Raw genomic sequence first — 15,133 nt, forward strand, 5'->3', positions numbered from 1 at the left:
AATTACTCCTCCTCGATTAGAAATTGTAAGACTTCCTGATTGAAGCGCTTTGGGTTTCTTCGTGCGAACATGTGACCTTGCCCTGAAACAATCGCAAAACTTGCATTAGGAATTGATCGTGCGATATACATGGAATGTTGAGTTTTAATCGAATCATGTTTCCCTACGATGACCAACGTTGGTGCTTGAATCTGACTCAAATCTTCTGCGGTCAAACCGATATCTCGGAAAAGCAAGCGTAAAATTGGAAGAAAGTTCCTCATTCCTGTATCGACGAAAGCTCCCACCCGGACAATCGCGTATTGTACATAGCTTAACAAATGCGGAATTGTGCGAACACCGCTGGGTACAGTATTGCCGGCATTCAAAATTAAGTGATCTACTTTCTTGGGATAAAGACGTGCAAAAACCATCGCTAAGTTGGCCCCGTCACTGAAACCTAAAAGATCCGCATGATCAAGTTTTTCTTGATCCATAATCGTAGCGAGATCGTTGGCCATTAATTGGAAGCTCGTCTCTTTTTGCGTATTGGTTGAACGGCCATGACCACGGCTGTCAACGACATAAACGTTGAAATGTTTGCTGAAACTATTTAATTGTTTTGAAAAATATCGACCGCTGCCGCCGTTACCATGAAGCAAAAAGAGCGCTGGTCCTTGACCGTATTTTTCATAATAGATTTCTGAGCCATCGCTCATTTGAGCAATTTTTTTTTCATTTTTCACAACATCACCTACCAGTCATAAGTATACCGATTTTTTTAAATCTTGCACATTAATTTAATTCCCAGACAAAATGAAAACTTTAGAATGATTAATTAAATATAAAGCTATCATTTTTTGCTTTTAAAAGTTCAACCGATTCTTGTAGTATGAATAAAGAAAAAAGAAGATAGTTGGGCAGATTTTTATGTTGAAATTAATTGGAAATTTTTTGAAAATAATTATTGCTTTTGCAATTATTTCCGTCCTGATAATCGGCGGAATTTTTACAGTTCGAACCTACAAGAATACAAACACGGTAAACAGTTACCGCAGTGATGTGCAAACCTTGGCAGATCAGGCAGGAATTGGCAACTATACTGATGTTATTTTAGGGATTATGTACACGGAATCAAAAGGGAAGGGAACGGACCTAATGCAAAGTTCCGAAAGTGTTTACGGCAGTCGCGGGAAAATTGCCAGCCAACAGGAAAGTATCGAGAATGGCGTTAAACATTTTGCGGAAAGTTACAAGCAGGCAAAAGCTGCTGGTTGCGATCTTAATACCGCGATTCAGGCGTATAATTTTGGGACTAAATATATTCAGTACGTACAAGAACGCGGGGGTAAAAATAGTGTTGAGTTAGCGGAAGAGTACTCAAGGGATGTTTTATCACCAGGGTATGGAAACGATCAGCAACACACATATCGGTATATGCAGATGCAGTCAGTGTTATACAATGGCGGTTATTTGTATCAAAACGGTGGTAACATGTTTTATGCCGAAATCGTCCAAATGAACAAGCGATTCATTGACTTATTTCAAAGGTTTCAAAATAGTTAAAATAATGAGCGGAAAGCTTGTAATAATAAAGAAATATGCTAAAATGATAGTCGTATAAGATTGTCTAAAAAAATCGCGCTGTTCGAAAGATGAATTGGGGCGATTTTTTACGGCTGTTATCATATTTTTGGGAATTGGGGTGAGGTTTTTGGTGCAAAGAATTCCCCAACAGGTTATTGATGAGGTTCGTGAAAAAACAAATATTGTCGAAGTTATTGGTCAGTATGTTCAACTTAAGAAATCCGGCAAGAATTATTTGGGGCTTTGTCCATTTCACGAAGAAAAGACTCCGTCATTTTCAGTTGCTGAGGACAAGCAGATATTTCATTGTTTTGGATGTGGCAAAGGCGGCAATGTTTATACTTTTTTACAAGAATTAGAAGGGATTAGTTTTCCCGAAGCAGTAAAAAAGGTTGCCGACATGGAACAAATTCCTTTAGATATTGAGATTTCTAGCGAACCGATCAATCAAACATCAACAGGACAGCAGCAATTGATCGCTTTACATGAACGGACTCGGGATTTGTATCATCACTTATTGATGAATACGAAAGCCGGGGAGGATGCTTTGACTTATCTTCACGAACGTGGATTAAGCGACGAACTGATCAGCGAATTTAAGATCGGTTTTGCGCCAAGTCAACGTGATTTTTTAGTTCAAGTCGCCCAACAGGATAAAGTAAATGCTGATTTGATGGAACGAAGTGGATTGTTTATTCGGCGCGATGATGGAAGCTTTAGTGATCGTTTTTATCAGCGAGTGATGTTCCCTTTGAATGATTTTCGGGGAAAGCCGATTGGTTTTTCCGGGAGGATGCTAAAAACAGAAGAATTTCCTGGGAATGATCAACCAAAATATTTAAACTCGCCTGAAACTGAATTGTTTAACAAACGACAAGTATTGTTCAACTTCGACAAAGCGCGAAACGAAATACGCAAGCAAGGCGAAGCGGTTTTATTTGAAGGCTTTATGGATGTATTAGCTGCCTGGCAGGCGGACATCAAAATCGGCTTAGCCTCAATGGGTACCAGCTTGACTGAGCAGCAAATAGCTGCGATAGAGCGAATTACTGGTCAAGTAGTAATAGCTTACGATGGTGATGACCCGGGGCAAGCGGCTACAGATCGTGCACTGGCTATTCTAGATGCGCATAGTCGATTAACTCTCGCAACGGTTACTGTACCAGAAAAGCTTGATCCAGATGAGTATTTGCGAAAATATGGTGTAGCTGAGTTACAAAATTTATTGAAACATGGTCGACAGACACCCTTTGCATTTAAGATGCAGTATCACAAGAAGGGGTTAAATCTTGATAATGAGTCTGATCGATTAAAATATCTTGAGTTCGTAATGCAAGATTTGGCGAAGGTCCAGTCTCCGGTTGAACAAGATTTGTATTTGGGACAGTTGGCAGTCGAATTTCATTTGACACGAGAAAGTTTAAAGCAACAGCTGCAAATGGTTCGCCAAACGTTACGTACGGAACGTCGTCAACAACAGACAGTCGCTTCTCCTGCACCGGTTCAGCCAGTAAGAAAAGTGTTAACAAAAGAAGAAAAGGCTGAGCAAATGTTATTGTATCGTTGCATGAATGAAAGTTCGATTCGTGAACAATTGGTTCAAACGGATTTTCAATTTATCCACGATCAGTATCAAGAATTGCTTCTTTACTTAGATAGTTATATGATGGTTCATGGAAATTTTATTTTAGCAGATTTTTTGAACTATCTAAAAGAAGATGAGATGAGGCAACTAGTCATCAATATCTCGATGATATCCATGTCAGAAGATAGTAACGAACGAGAAATCTATGATTTGATGCGGGTTATTTCCCAATCTGGCATTGCTGAAGAAATCAAACAACGACAAAAAGAGCAGCTTGAGGCCAGAAAAAACGGGAACCAGCAACGTGAATTAGAGTTGACTGTTCAAATTATCGAATTGACGAAACGCTTGAAACAAGCCTAGAAGTGAAAGGGGCATTTATTTTATGGCAGATGTAAAAAACAAAAAAGAGTACGAAAAAGCTTTAGCGGCCTTGATTAAGGAAAAGAAACCTATGGGACAGGTGGTTTACGATGAGTTAACAAATCGATTAGCCACGCCATTCGAATTAGGCGCAGAAGCAATGGATCAATTGATCCAAAAAGTCGAAGATGCTGGTGTCAGTGTCGTTGATGAAAATGGTGAACCTTCTAAGGCTAGTTTAAAACAAAATGAAAAAACTGCGAAAGCCGCGCAAAAAGAAGATTTATCGGCCCCAACTGGTGTCAAAATCAACGACCCAGTTCGTATGTATTTGAAGGAAATCGGACGCGTTTCGCTGTTGACCGCTGAAGAAGAAGTTGAATTGGCATTGTTGATCGAACAAGGAGATCAAGAGGCAAAGCAACGTCTAGCGGAAGCAAACCTACGTTTAGTTGTAAGTATTGCCAAACGTTACGTTGGTCGTGGTATGCAATTTCTTGATTTAATTCAAGAAGGAAATATGGGCTTGATGAAAGCTGTTGAGAAGTTTGATTACCGTAAAGGATTCAAATTCTCAACTTATGCAACTTGGTGGATTCGTCAGGCAATCACGAGAGCGATTGCTGACCAAGCGAGAACAATTCGTATCCCTGTGCATATGGTCGAGACCATTAATAAGTTAATTCGTGTGCAACGTCAATTATTACAAGATTTAGGTCGGGAACCAACACCAGAGGAAATCGGTGCTGAAATGGACTTGCCAACTGAAAAAGTTCGTGAGATTCTGAAAATTGCTCAAGAACCGGTATCTTTGGAAACGCCAATCGGCGAAGAAGATGATTCACATTTAGGCGATTTTATTGAGGATCAAGAAGCAACAAGTCCTGCTGAACATGCGGCTTCTGAAATGTTGAAAGAGCAATTGGAAGATGTTTTAGATACATTGACTGATCGTGAGGAAAATGTTTTACGTCTGCGCTTTGGTTTGGACGATGGCAGAACTCGAACGTTAGAAGAGGTTGGACGTGTGTTCGGGGTTACTCGTGAACGTATTCGTCAAATTGAGGCGAAAGCACTACGGAAATTACGTCACCCATCTCGTTCAAAACAATTGAAAGACTTTTTGGAATAAATATTTCGAACTCCTCGGGAACTTCTCGAGGAGTTTTTTTGTAGGATTATTGGAGTAAAATCGCGCTAATACGCATTCTTCAAAATGCGAATGGAATTTATTATTTTTGATTAATTCATTCGAAAATTGCTTGGAACATCCCTAAACATATGATAGATTAAAACATATGATTAAAAAAAGGAGCCGATTTCATTGCAAAAATGCCCTAACTGTGGTTTTGAACCAGTCGAAGGATGCACGACTTGTCCGAAGTGTGGCTTTTCATTACAGTTAAATGATTCAGAAAATTCCAATGACATTAATGATAAAAATGATACGATAGAATGGTCCGAACTTGCCGATATGCCAATTGAATCTGTGCAAAAAATGTTTAAGGATAACGAGGATAAGATGAAAGAAGAAAATTCAAAAGAATTAAAAGAAGAGACTCCCGAAATGAATCCTATTTTGGCAGAATACATTCGTGAGCACAAAGATGAGCAAGGAAAACCGGAAAAGGAAGATGCCGAGAAAACGCTTGAAGCAGAGTCAACTCAGCTAGATGAATCTGCATTATCAGAAGAAACCCCAGATACGGAAATCAAAGAACCACTTTCTGACATCATTGAAAGTAAAAATGAGGACAATGATGAAATAGAGACAACTGATGAAAAAAATTCGAAGTTACCAGAGGTGTCTACGGACAAAGAAGTTGATCTTCTTGAAGATGAGGGTCCTGCAGTAACAGAGACTGAAAAACAAGAAGCAAATGCGGAGAAGGTAAAAGAGGAATTTGATGATGGGAATTTACCTCCAGAGCAACCTGGCTCTTCTGAAGAAAAATCTAAAAAAAGCCGAAAGAGACTCTATATTACTTTAGCTGCTATCGCAGTTTTGGGTGCAAGTGGAGGATATTATTATCACCACGAAAAAGAAGTTGAAGCCCAACGCATTGCAACTGTTAAAAAGGAAAATAAGGCGCTTGATTCAATCGAAGAAAGTTTAGCGAGTTATTATACTGATGATAAGCAAGTGTTTCTTGCTGCAGATAAGGTTAATCTTAATGCTGGTAAAATTGATGAAGAACTATCCCGCTACAAAGATAGTAAGCGCTATGCAGAATTAAAGAAGGGGTACGATGAGTTAACGGATAAACAAAAGGCCGAACAGTCCGTTAATCAATTGTTTACAGCTGCTGCAATCAGCGGAAATAAACTGGCGGATAAACCATTATTGAAAGCTGCTTCTCCTGTTGATCTATCTATTAATACAGGGGATAAAGATTTTGATAACTTAATGAATCAAGCAATTAATAACGCAAAAGATCAATATACTAAAATTGAGGCTGCAAAAAAAGCCGCTGACGGTCTATTGAAAGACGGAAATGTTATCGATTCAGTCAATAGAGACCAATATAATGTTGCAAATGACGCTGTTAAGGCAGTCACTAATCAAGAATTGATCCAACCTCAAAAAGAAGAATTAGCGAAGGTCGAACAGACCTTAAAAGATAAAGAGAAAAAGGCGGCTGATGAAAAAGCGGCGGCAGAAAAGGCAGCACAGGAAAAGGCCGAACAAGAAAAAGCTGATCAAGAAGCACAAAACAGGAAAACAACTAATAGCACTAACCAAGTTGGAGATACTAGCAGCGATGCCTATGCCTGGGCGCCTGGAGTTAAAGAAAAGGTTATACAAACTTGTATCTCGCGAGGCTACATAGTGGAAGGCGGGTATAGTCTTGAGCCGGTAAAAGTTGAAAATGGGGAAGGTTTTTATAATCTTTATGCCACTTCCAACCAGGCATCATTAACGAAAGGTTATTCAAATTCCGATCTGCCTATGTATTTAGTCACAATCAACTGTAAAACAGGTTGGTTTAAGGGCGATGGTCCCAATTAATTAATATGAACATTAAGGCTGGGGAGAACGTTCTTCCCAGCTTTAATAATGAGCTATAATATTTATTGAAAATGACGGCTCATCTTTAGATGAAACAATAAGACATAATCTGTGAATTTTGACAGAATGATCTGTACTATGAAGATGAACAGATATTAATATAAATGGGGAGTAATGATTATGAATGAATTATTAGGTCAAGTATTTACCGGGTTAATCATCGATGAAAATGAAAGCATGTATTTAGTACAAAAAAATGGTGTGACATTCCGTCTGTTGAAGGAGGAGGATGTCTCGCATAAAATTGGTGAATCAGTTGAAGGTTTCGGCTACGTCAATCAAAAGAAAGAAGCCGTTTTTACGACAAAGATTCCGCAAGTTCGAATTGGTCATTATGCTTTTGGAGAAGTAACAGATGTTCGTAGAGATCTTGGCGTTTTTGTGAATATTGGACTGCCTGATAAAGACATGGTCGTTTCTTTGGACGAAATGCCTAGTATGAAAGAGCTATGGCCCAAAAAAGGCGATCAATTAATGATCAGCATGCGGGTTGATGAAAAAGACCGGATGTGGGGTACATTAGCAGATGAGGCAATCTTTCACTCATTGAGTCGTGCTGGCTCTGGTGAAATGCAAAACGAAAATAAAAAAGGCACGATCTATCGCTTAAAAGTTATCGGCTCTTATTTGATTACGGAAGATTTCTATCTTGGTTTCGTTCATCCTTCAGAACGCTATCAAGAACCGCGTTTAGGTGAAATAGTCGAGGCGCGTGTAATCGGGGTTCGACCAGACGGCGTTCTAAATATGTCTTTGAAACCTCGTAGTTATGAGATGATCAACGATGATGCAGCGATGATTTTGACGTTACTGCAAAGAAATGCCAATCATGTATTGCCTTATTGGGACAAATCAGCTCCAGAAGAGATAAAAGAAGCCTTTGGAATTAGCAAAGGACAATTCAAACGTGCAATCGGTCATTTATTGAAAGAAAAATTAATCGAGCAAAAAGACGGAGAAATCCGCCTAAAAAGCTAATTGAGAATGTCCTTGCATAAATAAAGCCGATAAACTATAATAATTCTAAGAAAACTTGCAGTGATTTGAATTCTTATTTAGAATTATTATAAAATAGATGGAGGAGGGTTCTCTTGAACGCTATCTTAGCCCTACAAAAAACCAAAAAGCAACTTCATGATTCTGGATTCAAGTTGACACCTCAGCGTGAAGCCACCGTTCTCGTTTTATTGGAAAATGAGAAAGACCATTTATCGGCAGAAGAAATATATTTTTTAGTCAAAAAGAAAAGCCCTGAGATCGGCTTAGCAACAGTTTATCGTACATTGGAGATTTTAACTGAGCTGCATATCGTCAATAAAATAAGTTTTGATGATGGCCTAGCACGTTACGATTTGCGCAAGGAAGGGGCAGAGCATTTTCATCATCATTTACTTTGTCTTGAATGTGGAAATATTGAGGAAATCGAGGAAGATCTATTGGGTGAGGTTGAGCACGTTGTTGAATCGAGATATCATTTTCTAGTGAAGGATCATCGCTTGACTTTCCACGGTATTTGCCAAAGCTGCCAAGAAAAAAAAGATGCTTAACTTTCCTTGGCAAATTGGATTAAGTTATAATTAAATTATATAGTCCCTTGTAAAGATACGTGCTATCATTTCAAGGGACTTTTTGTTATGATAAAGCGAAAGTGGTGAAAACATGGAAGAACAAATAACGGAATATTTGCATTATTTATCGATCGAGCGCGGTCTTTCCGAAAATACACGAATTAGTTACCAAAGAGACTTACAACAATATTTGTCATTTTTGGCTGGCCAGAATGTCAATGAATGGCAGGCAGTTGATCGCTATATGGTTGTGGCTTTTTTGGCGAGTCTGACCGAAGCTGGTAAAGCATCTACTACGATTACGCGAATGATTTCTAGCTTACGTCGCTTTCATCAGTTTTTACGTCAAGAGCGTTATACAGATCATGATCCAATGCAGCATATCGATAGCCCTAAAAAGGCTCAAAAATTACCTCAAACACTTTCACTTGCAGAGGTGGAACGTTTAATTGCTGCGCCAGATACGACAACAGATTTAGGGATTCGGGATCGTGCGATTTTGGAGGTGATGTATGCAACTGGCTTACGAGTTAGCGAACTGATCGGGTTAAGGCTGGGTGATATTCATCTAGAGATGGGATTATTGCAAACTGTCGGGAAAGGTGATAAAGAGCGAATAGTTCCACTTGGGGATTATGCGATTCATTGGGTAGAACGTTATCTTGGGGAAGTTCGTCCCTTATTAACGAAAAAAACACCTAATGAAACTCATTTATTTGTTAACAACCATGGACATGGCTTGAGCCGCCAAGGAATTTGGAAGAACCTGAAGCAGCATGTAATTAAGGCAGAAATCACTAAAGATGTTACGCCCCACACGCTACGGCACAGTTTTGCAACCCATCTGTTGGAAAATGGAGCAGACTTACGGACTGTACAAGAGCTTTTAGGTCATGCGGATATATCTACTACACAAATTTATACTCATATAACTAAACGAAGAATGACCGAAGTATACAAAGAATTTTTCCCGCGCGCTTAATTAGGAGGAGAAAAAATGCTTACTCAATATCGAAAGAATCAACGAAAAATCGCGATGGGCCTTTTAGGTTTTCATGAAACCTTGAGAGATCAACAACATTTACTGAAAGAAATAGATACATATGAAAGTGATGATCATTACCAGCTTTTTTGTTATTACAATGAAAATTCTGATAATGTGCAAGGTGTAATTGGCATCAGCAAATTAGAAGATCAAGAAATCGTACTTCATGACATCAGTTTAAATCCTTCGTATCGCGGCGAGGGTATTAGTATTGTAATGATGGATGAATTACAGGCGCTGTATCCAGATCAAAAAATTATTGGTACACCTGCGACTTCTGCTTTTTTGGCAAAATGGCAGGAACATAAGCGAGGGTAATATGGAAGCAATCAGTTTGAAATTAGATGTTTTTGAAGGGCCGCTGGATTTGTTACTTCACCTTATCCAACAGTTAGAGATCGATATTTATGATATTCCTATTGCGGAAGTTACGGAACAGTACATGAATTTTATTCATACTATGAAGACACTGGAGCTGGAAGTGGCGGGAGAGTATTTGGTAATGGCGGCAACACTGATGTCGATTAAAAGTCAAATGCTTTTGCCGAAACCGGAGCTGGAGTTTGATTATGATGATGAAGAAGGCGAAGATCCGCGTGAAGCTTTGGTTCAGCAACTTTTAGAATATCGAAAATATAAGTATGCGGCGACTGTTTTGTCAGAAAAGGAACAAGAGCGTAGTTTGTTTTATACGAAAGCGCCAATGGATCTGACTGATTATGAAGAAGAAATTCTGCCGCTGCCCAAAAATCAATTGAATACGATTGACCTTTTTTTGGCGTTACATGATGTTTTACAACGTAAGAAACGAAACCAGACGATTGAGACGACGGTTTCTGCTGAAACGATTACTGTCGATCAAAAGGTAAATGAAATTAGTCAACGATTAGTAAGATTATCTGAGAATGAAGGCTTATCATTGGAGTCTTTTTTTGTGGATTATACGAAGGACGAAATGATTACAACCTTCATGGCATTGTTAGAATTAATGAAAAAAGGTCAAGCTTTGGCAATTCAGAAAGAGACCTGTGCACCAATCTTGATTTTTAAAGGAGTCATTATATGAATCAATTGAGTCAAATCGAGGCTATGCTTTTTGTGGTAGGTGAAGAAGGGATTAGTTTGGAAGAATTATCCTTTACGCTGAGACGCCCAATGCCGGAGATTTATCAGAGTATTAATAATTTAAAGGAATCTTATGAGAAGGATGAAAATTCAGCATTGACTCTTTTAGAAGTAGGAAACCATTTTGTTTTGAGTACTAAAAAGGAGTTTGCCCCCTTACTAAAGGAATTTGCTCGTTCTCCTATGGCTAACCGTTTAAGTCAGGCAGCACTTGAAACGCTCTCTATCATAGCTTACAAACAGCCTGTGACGCGATCTGAGATTGATGAATTACGAGGAGTTCAATCAAGTGGAGCTGTTCAGACATTAGTGGCTCGACAATTAATTGAGGAAAAGGGGCGCGTTGATGGTCCGGGCCGTGCAATTTTGTATGGAACTAGTAATTATTTTATGGATTACTTTGGACTGAAGGATTTAGAAGAGTTGCCAGATGTTCAAAAAATGGAAGAAGATTTAGCGGATGAAGACGAATCATTAGATTTGTTTTACGATCGATTTAAAGAAGAGGATGGTCAATAAATGGAGAGATTACAAAAAGTTATCGCGCAAGCGGGAATCGCGTCGCGACGCAAATCCGAAGAGTATATCACTGGTGGAAGAGTAAAAGTGAATGGTGAACTCGTAAAAGAGTTAGGGACAAAAGTTGGCAAGAAAGATATCGTAGAAGTTGATGGTGTCCCCATCTATCAAGAAGAACCTGTGCACTATCTCTTTTATAAACCACGCGGTGTGATCTCAGCAGTTTCTGATGACAAAAATCGTAAAGTTGTGACAGATTATTTTACGGCGGTTTCTGAACGAATTTATCCAGTAGGGAGATTGGATTATGATACGTCCGGTATTCTGATTTTGACAAATGATGGTGATTTTTCACAACGATTAGCCCATCCGAAACATCAAATCGACAAGGTTTATGTTGCAAAAGTTAAAGGTTATGCGGAAAAAAGAAATCTTTTACCCTTAACAAGAGGAATTAGAATTGAGGGTAAAAAGACTGCGCCCGCGCGGTTTGAAATTCTTTCGACGGACAAGAAGGCTGAGACAAGTATTGTTGAGTTAACTATTCACGAAGGCCGCAATCATCAAGTGAAAAACATGTTGGCGGCGGTTGGACTGCCTGTTCAAAAATTGAAGCGAGAACGTTACGGGGATTTGACTTTACAAGGTCTGCGTCCAGGTGAATACCGACGTCTGAACTCAAAAGAGATCAACGGTTTGCTAAATCAATCTAGGTAGCAAAATCATTTACTTGTTTTTTGATAGTAAAATTGTTATAGTAGTTTTACAATAAAAAATAATTTAAGGTTCGTCTTCAGGGGCAGGGTGAGAATCCCGACCGGCGGTGATAGTCCGCGAACTGCGTAAGCAGCCGAATCGGTGTAATTCCGATACCGACAGTACAGTCTGGATAAAGAAGATAGAGCTTATTTGAGTGAGACTATATTCAAGTAACTCTATGCTTTTTCTGAAGCATAGAGTTTTTTTGTGGAAAAGTTTAATTCAAATAGTTCGATGAAGATGATTCCGAAACGGAGGATTTCAGATGAAGAACTTACGATTACAAAAAATGACAGCAGTAGCAGTGGCCGCGGCAATGGGATTGATTTTACAATTTATCGCTTTTCCGATTGTCCCAATGTTTCCCTTTTTAAAATTGGATTTTAGCGATATTCCAGTTCTGATCAACATGTTTATCTTTGGACCGTTGACAGGAGTAGCAACTGCTTTTATACGTTCATTGTTACATCTAACTATGAGCGGCTTTTCTCTAGATAATATGATCGGAGATTTTGCCAGCTTTTTTGCCTCAACTTTATATACCCTGCCAATTTTTCTACTATTTAGAAAAAGGACGGCTTCAAAACGAGTCTTGGGCCTTGGGTTAGGCATTTTGGCAATGACACTATTTATGAGTGTGGCGAATTACTTTGTTATCACACCTCTTTATTTGAAGGCTTTTGGTCTTTCGGCCGGACAAATGTTAGGTATGGGATTAGGACGTTACATTTTGGTTGGAATTGTACCTTTTAATATTCTTAAAGGAATAATAGTTAGTGTTGTTTTCTTAGTTTTACATGCTAAGTTGCTACCGTGGTTATCGAAAAAGACAATGACCTCTCAGCATCATTCAATTTAATAATCAAAAAATCTCAGACAAAACGTCTGAGATTTTTTTTGTTCATGTATGTTATTATGAGTTTTGAAACAATATAGCATGAGAGGGGCACCGTTTTGCCGCCTGGATAACTTCCGGCTGCTGTTCTATGGGAATAAATTCATGAATTGCATCTGGTTCTCCCACGAAAAGAACAAGCCCATCATCTGTATAATCAAAAATTTCTGGCGCAATCGTTTGGCATAAACCACAAGCGATACAACGTTCAGGAATGATTTCGCATTTCATTTTTTCACCTACCACAGGAGATTTTACTATGACTTTTTTTATTTTAACGTTATTTCAGACTGGCTACAAGTTAAGAACCTCAACTTTATATCATTTATTAGTAGGAAAAAGAACCAGTTCGGTCTTACTTCATGGTTTCTTTTTTAAAAATTTGGCTTATTTGGGTTCGCTACCTAATCTGAAAGAAGATACCTTCCAAAAGGAGCTGCAACGATTAGTTAACAATCAACTAATTGCGGTTGAAGACGGTTTTGGTGAATTAACCACAAGAGGTAAAGAATTACTGGAAGAAGATTCTTTCGACTTGAGTGGTTTAAATAATTTGCGCTTCGGTCGAACGCGAGAAGACTCTTGGCAAATGATTCTTTTTGCTGTACAAGTCGTTAGTTATCTTTCATTTGGTGAGAAAAACTATCTTCCTATTGAGAATCGTCCCTACTCTTTACAACAAGTTAAAAAGTGGCTTGCACAGGCAGAGTCAGATTTAGTAGTGCGATTTCAACACGAATTAACGACTATTCTTCAGCGATTACCGGATGAAACGGCTGATTTTTTAGCTAATCAATTTTCCGGTCTTGGTTTTCAAGGAAAAATCACTTTTCAATTATTGCTAGAAAAATGGCAGACAGAGCCGTGGAACATACTTTATCGACAAAACGCGATTGATCTGTTTTTAGCGCAAGTTGAAGGTGAGCAATTGTCAGAGTTATTGTTTGCCTTAGATCAACAAAATATCAATCAAAGTATGCTAAAGACAAAAGAATTCTTTTTAGCTGGTAAAACTGTGAGCGAAATTATGAACTTACGTCATTTAAAACAAGGGACAATCAATGATCATTTTATCGAGTGGGCACTAATGGATAAAACTTTTCCATTTACAAGATTTGACCCAATCGATTTTGATGATCTTGATGAAAATCAAGTAGTCAATGCACACTATCAGGATTACGAGACCCCTTATTTAAATTTTCGGCTGTCACAAATCTATTATTTGAGGAAAAAGCAATGGAATTAACAGAGTTGTTAAAAACAAAATTTAATTATGATCGCTTCCGTCCCGGACAACAAGAGATTATTGAGACTCTTTTATCTGGTAAATCTGTACTTGGAATGCTTCCGACAGGAACTGGCAAGTCTTTGTGTTATCAATTACCAGGATATCTGCTTGAGGGAACGGTAATCGTGATTTCCCCTCTGATTTCATTGATGGAAGACCAAGTAACGCAATTGCAGCGTCTCGGAGAAAAACGTGCTGTCGCCTTAAATAGCTTACTTTCATCTTGGGAAAAACAATGGATTTTGAGTGAAGCACATAAATACAAATTTATTTTTATGAGTCCAGAAATGTTCTTAGCACTTCACGTTCAAAAAACGCTACAGGCGATGAGGGTTTCTTTGGTTGTGGTTGATGAGGCCCATTGTATTTCACAATGGGGAATTGATTTTAGACCAGAATACCTGAAACTTGCTGATGGAATAAAATCCATAGGAGATTCATTGGTGTTGGCATTGACAGCAACGGCTACTAAAACGGTTCGGGAAGATATTCAGCGATTGCTCTTTGATCATGCAGTACCGGAGGTGATCTATTCTGTTGACCGACCGAATATAAGTTTTTTTGTTTATCAAGAAGATAAATACAAGAGATTACAGAAATTACTCGGCTCCTTGGACGGCTCGGGAATTATTTATTGTGCCACCAGAAAAAAAGTCGAAGAGCTCTATGAGGCACTTAAGCAAAATTATGCAATCGCGTATTATCATGGCGGACTTAGCGGGCAAGAAAGACGAATGTTGCAGCAACAGTTTTTATCAGGAGATTTACAGTTGCTAATTGCAACGAATGCTTTTGGAATGGGGATAAATAAAGAAAATATTCGTTTCGTCATCCACTACGATCTACCAGACTCACCAGAAAACTATTTGCAAGAAGTTGGACGTGCTGGAAGAGACGGAAATCCAAGCCAGGCAATTTTACTCTACGAAGAGGGCGACGAACATATTCATCATTTTTTGCAAGAACAAACCAATCAATCGAAGAAATTATTTGAAATTAAGCAAAAAATTGACGGTCTCGTTTTTGAAGATCCATTAATCAAAAAATGGGAACAGTTTTTTCCTAATGATGAATCACACTTGTTAGACTTGTTAAGTCAGCGAGGAACGACAAAAAAGGTTCAGTTGCAAAAAATGCTTGACTATATAACTACATCACAATGTCGACGTAAATTTCTGGTCGCCTATTTTGGTGAAACCTTACCTGAAAAGAATCCAAACTGTTGTGATAATGACGGGGCTATTTTGCCAGAAAAAAAAGGTGAGCGAGAAATTGTCACAGATGTTTTACCGTGGGAAAAAATAATTCAAAAAATTTTTAAAAATGTAGAGAAAGATTGAAAATCGACAC

16 protein-coding genes and 1 riboswitch are annotated in these 15,133 nt (G+C 38.5%); of the genes, 14 read left to right on the forward strand and 2 right to left on the reverse strand.

Annotated elements, in window-relative coordinates; all coding sequences use genetic code 11:
* Nucleotides 1-2: 2 nt before the first annotated feature.
* Entirely contained in the window at nucleotides 3-725 is a 723-nt protein-coding gene (locus PGP85_RS03630; protein ID WP_010739447.1) for an alpha/beta fold hydrolase, read from the reverse strand.
* A gap of 184 nt (nucleotides 726-909) precedes the next feature.
* Here PGP85_RS03630 and PGP85_RS03635 point away from each other — a divergent pair, with 184 nt between their 5' ends.
* The 12 genes from PGP85_RS03635 (at nucleotide 910) to PGP85_RS03690 (ending at nucleotide 12,459) form a co-directional block, all read left to right on the forward strand.
* The gene (locus PGP85_RS03635; RefSeq protein WP_010739446.1) at nucleotides 910-1,545 is read left to right on the forward strand and encodes a lysozyme family protein; all 636 of its coding nucleotides are present in this window, start codon (nucleotides 910-912) and stop codon (nucleotides 1,543-1,545) included.
* 148 nt (nucleotides 1,546-1,693) lie between these two features.
* Entirely contained in the window at nucleotides 1,694-3,514 is a 1,821-nt protein-coding gene (dnaG, locus tag PGP85_RS03640) for a DNA primase (protein WP_034708274.1), read from the forward strand.
* A 22-nt stretch (nucleotides 3,515-3,536) separates the two neighbouring features.
* Complete coding sequence (rpoD, locus tag PGP85_RS03645; RefSeq protein WP_010739444.1) at nucleotides 3,537-4,646, forward strand: RNA polymerase sigma factor RpoD; 1,110 nt, start codon at nucleotides 3,537-3,539, stop codon at nucleotides 4,644-4,646.
* 192 nt (nucleotides 4,647-4,838) lie between these two features.
* Nucleotides 4,839-6,524, forward strand: coding sequence for a cell division site-positioning protein MapZ family protein (locus tag PGP85_RS03650; RefSeq protein ID WP_010739443.1), 1,686 nt, complete (start codon nucleotides 4,839-4,841; stop codon nucleotides 6,522-6,524).
* Between the two features lie 180 nt (nucleotides 6,525-6,704).
* Complete coding sequence (locus PGP85_RS03655; RefSeq protein WP_010739442.1) at nucleotides 6,705-7,562, forward strand: CvfB family protein; 858 nt, start codon at nucleotides 6,705-6,707, stop codon at nucleotides 7,560-7,562.
* Between the two features lie 113 nt (nucleotides 7,563-7,675).
* Entirely contained in the window at nucleotides 7,676-8,131 is a 456-nt protein-coding gene (fur, locus tag PGP85_RS03660) for a ferric iron uptake transcriptional regulator (protein ID WP_010739441.1), read from the forward strand.
* 112 nt (nucleotides 8,132-8,243) lie between these two features.
* Entirely contained in the window at nucleotides 8,244-9,134 is an 891-nt protein-coding gene (xerD, locus tag PGP85_RS03665) for a site-specific tyrosine recombinase XerD (RefSeq protein WP_010739440.1), read from the forward strand.
* 15 nt (nucleotides 9,135-9,149) lie between these two features.
* Entirely contained in the window at nucleotides 9,150-9,515 is a 366-nt protein-coding gene (locus PGP85_RS03670; RefSeq protein WP_010739439.1) for a GNAT family N-acetyltransferase, read from the forward strand.
* Nucleotide 9,516: 1 nt separating this feature from the next.
* Nucleotides 9,517-10,263, forward strand: coding sequence for a segregation/condensation protein A (locus PGP85_RS03675; protein ID WP_010739438.1), 747 nt, complete (start codon nucleotides 9,517-9,519; stop codon nucleotides 10,261-10,263).
* Nucleotides 10,260-10,841 carry an SMC-Scp complex subunit ScpB gene (scpB, locus tag PGP85_RS03680; protein WP_010739437.1) on the forward strand — a complete coding sequence of 194 codons (582 nt, stop codon included), beginning with the start codon at nucleotides 10,260-10,262 and terminating at the stop codon, nucleotides 10,839-10,841. The genes PGP85_RS03675 and scpB overlap by 4 nt, the downstream gene beginning before the upstream one ends.
* Nucleotides 10,842-11,558 (forward strand): pseudouridine synthase, encoded by a 717-nt coding sequence (locus PGP85_RS03685; protein WP_010739436.1) that lies wholly within the window; start codon nucleotides 10,842-10,844, stop codon nucleotides 11,556-11,558. It begins immediately after the preceding gene.
* Nucleotides 11,559-11,626: 68 nt separating this feature from the next.
* A riboswitch (FMN riboswitch) is annotated at nucleotides 11,627-11,745 on the forward strand.
* A gap of 120 nt (nucleotides 11,746-11,865) precedes the next feature.
* A complete protein-coding gene (locus PGP85_RS03690) occupies nucleotides 11,866-12,459 on the forward strand; it encodes an ECF transporter S component (protein WP_010739435.1) in 594 nt (197 codons plus the stop codon).
* A 54-nt stretch (nucleotides 12,460-12,513) separates the two neighbouring features.
* Here the strand turns inward: PGP85_RS03690 and PGP85_RS03695 are convergent, their stop codons facing one another.
* Complete coding sequence (locus PGP85_RS03695; protein ID WP_010739434.1) at nucleotides 12,514-12,726, reverse strand: ferredoxin; 213 nt, start codon at nucleotides 12,724-12,726, stop codon at nucleotides 12,514-12,516.
* Between the two features lie 28 nt (nucleotides 12,727-12,754).
* On the opposite strand from PGP85_RS03695, the gene PGP85_RS03700 reads away from it, so the two are divergent.
* Entirely contained in the window at nucleotides 12,755-13,741 is a 987-nt protein-coding gene (locus PGP85_RS03700) for a helix-turn-helix domain-containing protein (RefSeq protein ID WP_270326219.1), read from the forward strand.
* Entirely contained in the window at nucleotides 13,732-15,123 is a 1,392-nt protein-coding gene (locus PGP85_RS03705) for a RecQ family ATP-dependent DNA helicase (protein ID WP_270326221.1), read from the forward strand. The genes PGP85_RS03700 and PGP85_RS03705 overlap by 10 nt, the downstream gene beginning before the upstream one ends.
* Nucleotides 15,124-15,133 lie beyond the last annotated feature (10 nt).

This window comes from Enterococcus malodoratus (assembly GCF_027659535.1).
Lineage (GTDB): Bacteria > Bacillota > Bacilli > Lactobacillales > Enterococcaceae > Enterococcus_A > Enterococcus_A malodoratus.